5 protein-coding genes are annotated in these 3,450 nt (G+C 38.5%); 3 read left to right on the top strand and 2 right to left on the bottom strand.

Annotated elements, in window-relative coordinates; translation table 11 throughout:
- Positions 1-92: 92 nt before the first annotated feature.
- On the bottom strand, positions 93-422 hold the full coding sequence (locus BABA_RS24080) for a helix-turn-helix domain-containing protein (RefSeq protein ID WP_007087886.1): 330 nt from the start codon (positions 420-422) through the stop codon (positions 93-95).
- Positions 423-699: 277 nt separating this feature from the next.
- On the opposite strand from BABA_RS24080, the gene map reads away from it, so the two are divergent.
- A complete protein-coding gene (gene map / locus BABA_RS24075) occupies positions 700-1,449 on the top strand; it encodes a type I methionyl aminopeptidase (protein ID WP_007087885.1) in 750 nt (249 codons plus the stop codon).
- Between the two features lie 47 nt (positions 1,450-1,496).
- Here the strand turns inward: map and BABA_RS24070 are convergent, their stop codons facing one another.
- Entirely contained in the window at positions 1,497-1,721 is a 225-nt protein-coding gene (locus tag BABA_RS24070; protein WP_007087884.1) for a DUF1128 domain-containing protein, read from the bottom strand.
- A 228-nt stretch (positions 1,722-1,949) separates the two neighbouring features.
- Between BABA_RS24070 and BABA_RS24065 the strand changes: the two genes are divergently transcribed.
- Both BABA_RS24065 and BABA_RS24060 read left to right on the top strand, forming a co-directional pair.
- Positions 1,950-2,321, top strand: coding sequence for a YtxH domain-containing protein (locus BABA_RS24065; protein ID WP_007087883.1), 372 nt, complete (start codon positions 1,950-1,952; stop codon positions 2,319-2,321).
- A 16-nt stretch (positions 2,322-2,337) separates the two neighbouring features.
- The gene (locus BABA_RS24060) at positions 2,338-3,174 is read left to right on the top strand and encodes a YihY/virulence factor BrkB family protein (protein ID WP_007087882.1); all 837 of its coding nucleotides are present in this window, start codon (positions 2,338-2,340) and stop codon (positions 3,172-3,174) included.
- Positions 3,175-3,450 lie beyond the last annotated feature (276 nt).

The raw sequence follows: 3,450 nt of genomic DNA, 5'->3' as shown, positions 1-3,450 counted from the left end.
GCAAGGCGCTTCCGCTTTTCGATTTTCCTTTATCTCAGTTGGAGCGCTCCAGGCCATACGCCGCTGACCAGGGCGCTTGCGCTTTTCTTAACTTACTCGTTTTTATCTTGGTTGATCCGCCACTTATTAAATTCGAGGAAGTCGCGAAATTGATCTTTTGAAATGCCCGAGGTCATAGCCTCTTTGACTAGATTCATCCAATCGTTATCTAAAGTATCCTTATCAATTTGCTCATGAATTAAATGTTCAATTGGAAGATTTAAGACAGCAGCAATTTTTTCAAGAAACTGAATAGAAGGATTCTTTTGCAGGTTTCTTTCTAGGGAACTTAAATAAGATTTAGCCACTCCTGCTTGTTCGGCAAGTTCGGATAGTGACATTTTCTTTTCTAAGCGGAATTTTTTAACACGGTCACCAATCATTGAGTCTCACACACCTATTTTTATTATTAATATATTTATTCTACCAAAAAGAATGGAAAAGTACCATATTAAGAACATCTGAATGTTACAATATAATGAACATGAAAATGGTCGTTTCACAGCTTGCAGCAATAATTTTTGAAAAAATAAGTAGATAGAGGTAATATAAAAAGTGTTGTCAGTGTAAAATATTCTTTTAAAGAAATGATGAAGCTGCGTTGAATCATATTGCTAAATATACATAAAATGAAACAAAAAAGGAAGGGGATCCTCCTAAATGATTATTCTTAAATCACAACGAGAAATTGAAGCAATGAAAAAGGCCGGTGATATTCTTGCTGCCTGTCATAAAGAAATAGCAAAATTAATTAAACCAGGTGTTACAACTTGGGAAATAGAGGAGTTTGTTAACGGATTTCTTAGTAAAAATGGAGCAACGGCGGAACAAAAAGGATATAAAGGCTATGAATATGCAACCTGTGCCAGTATCAACGACGAAGTATGTCATGGCTTTCCAAGAAAGGAACCTTTAAAAGAAGGGGACATTGTCACAATTGATATGGTGGTTAATTACAATGGTGCCTTGGCCGATTCGGCATGGTCTTATGCGGTTGGCAAGGTTTCGGAGGAGACAGATCATTTATTACAGGTGACAAAGGAAGCATTATACAAGGGCATCGAACAGGCAGTCGTAGGCAATCGAATTGGGGACATTGGACATGCCATTCAAACCTATGTTGAAAGTGAAGGGCTTTCTGTTGTTCGGGATTTTATTGGTCATGGGATTGGTGCGGTGATTCATGAGAAGCCGGACGTTCCTCATTATGGTTTGCCCGGTAAAGGTGCGAGAATTAAAGAAGGCATGGTGTTTACCATCGAGCCAATGGTGAATATCGGCAGATACCAAACAAAGATGGATAACAATGGTTGGACAGCAAGAACATTTGATGGTAAATATTCCGCCCAATATGAGCACACACTTGCCATTACGAAGGACGGCCCAATCATCTTAACTGAACAGAAATAAACCAATCATGGAAGCATAAGAACCGTCCCCTGCTTCCATGATTTTTTTTATTTTTTTCTTAGATTTCCTAGCTCTTCTACTAAGGCCTGCATTTCATTTGGACTAAATGAATTTTTTTTCATGACCATGTCGTAAATTTCTTTTAATTCTTCATACATTTCTTCATCAAAGTGAGAAGGTTTGATTGCTCCAAGGTTTAGCACTTTTAATTTATCCTTAATTTGTTCAATCATATATTCGACATTTTCTACGGATTTTACTGATAAATTCATTTGGGGCACCCTTTCCGAATTAATAAACCAATCTTTTCATGTTAAAAAGTATCTGTCAATACAAACTTTCTTTAAAGTTTAGTTTAACCCTATTGAGGGAATAAAAGTATCGGGTGAGACTTGCATAGGAAGTTTACATAAAGCAAAATAATGATAAGATTCTTTTATTGGTATTATTTTCATTGAGGGACGCTTGATGATATTTATTTGCTATAAGGAGAGGTTAAGATGACGAGGAAAAATCAATTTTGGAAGGGCATGCTGCTTGGAGCCCTTGCGGGTGGAGCCATTAGTTTATTAGACAAACCAACACGGGAGGCGATGAAGGAAAACGTTCAAAAGACTTCCGGTAAAGTGGCCTATATTGTCCGAAATCCAGGTGAAATAGCTGATAAGGTAAAAGGAACGGCTGCAAAAATCAAGACAACCTTTGAACAGGTGAGTGAAGATATTTCCTATATAACAGATAAGGTGGAGGAGCTAAAGGAGCTGACTCCTCAGGTTACAAATATTCTCAAAGAATCGAAAGAAGCATTCACTGACAGTGAAGAAGCAGACCATATAGATGAAGTTCTAGGTGAAGGAGTAAAGATCAAATAAAAGAGGAGGTAGAGAAATGGGCAAAGAGGTGAATGTACGTTCTTCATTGATAAGGTTACTTTGGCACCGGATTGAAGAAGATGACCTGCCAGGGTTAAGTGCACAATTGGCCTACTTTTTTCTTCTTTCCTTGTTTCCACTCCTAATTGTGATTTTTACACTTTTGCCTTACCTCCCGATTCCACATCCGGATATGCTTGGGATCATCCAAGATTTTGCACCTAATGAGGCCATGAACTTAATTGAAAAAAATTTAAATGAAATCATGGCACATCGGAATGGCGGGCTGCTTTCATTCGGAATTATTGGGACGATTTGGTCAGCTTCTAATGGAATAAATGCCGTTGTGAGAGCTTTTAATAAAGCCTACAATGTTAAGGAAAGCCGCTCATTCATCGTTTCACGCGGAATGGCTATTCTTTTAACCTTTGGGATGATTTTTGTCTTTCTTCTTGCGATTGTTCTGCCGGTATTTGGCAGAGAAATTGGGCTTTTCTTATTTTCAAAATTAGGGTATACATCGGAATTTATCAAGCTATGGAATACATTAAGCTGGCTTGTTAGTGCACTTATTTTATTCCTTATTTTTTCAGGATTGTATTGGATTGCCCCCAATGTGAAAATCCGCTGCCGGAGTGCTTTTCCGGGTGCCGCATTTGCGACGCTTGGATGGATTCTTTCGTCTATCGGCTTATCCTTTTATGTTGGGAATTTTAGTAACTATTCACTAACCTATGGCAGTATTGGAACCATTATTATTTTAATGATTTGGTTATATATATCTGCTTTCATTATTATTATTGGCGGCGAAATTAATGCCTTCTATAGTGAAAAGAATCGGTCGAATTGCTAATACTTACCTTCATGAAAATAGGTCATTTGCCCAAACTAAGATAGAGGGGTAACCCACCAATGAGGGAGGTTTTAGTCAATGACGAAGCATACTAAAAAAGACGGCGGTACAAAGCAAAAAGGTAAAGGCAGTAAAGGAAACAAAACGTCCGGATCGGCAAACGGCTCTAACGGATACCACTAAAGTGAAAAGCGCAAGCGCCCTGGTCAGCGGCGTATGGCCTGGAGCGCTCCAACTGAGATAAAGGAAACACGATGAGCCGGAGGCGAATCGATG

Origin of the sequence: Neobacillus bataviensis LMG 21833 (genome assembly GCF_000307875.1) — a bacterium.
Taxonomy (GTDB): Bacteria; Bacillota; Bacilli; order Bacillales; family Cytobacillaceae; genus Neobacillus; species Neobacillus bataviensis.
Note: the sequence above shows the minus strand (reverse complement) of the source record. Positions and strands in the feature narration are given on the sequence as shown.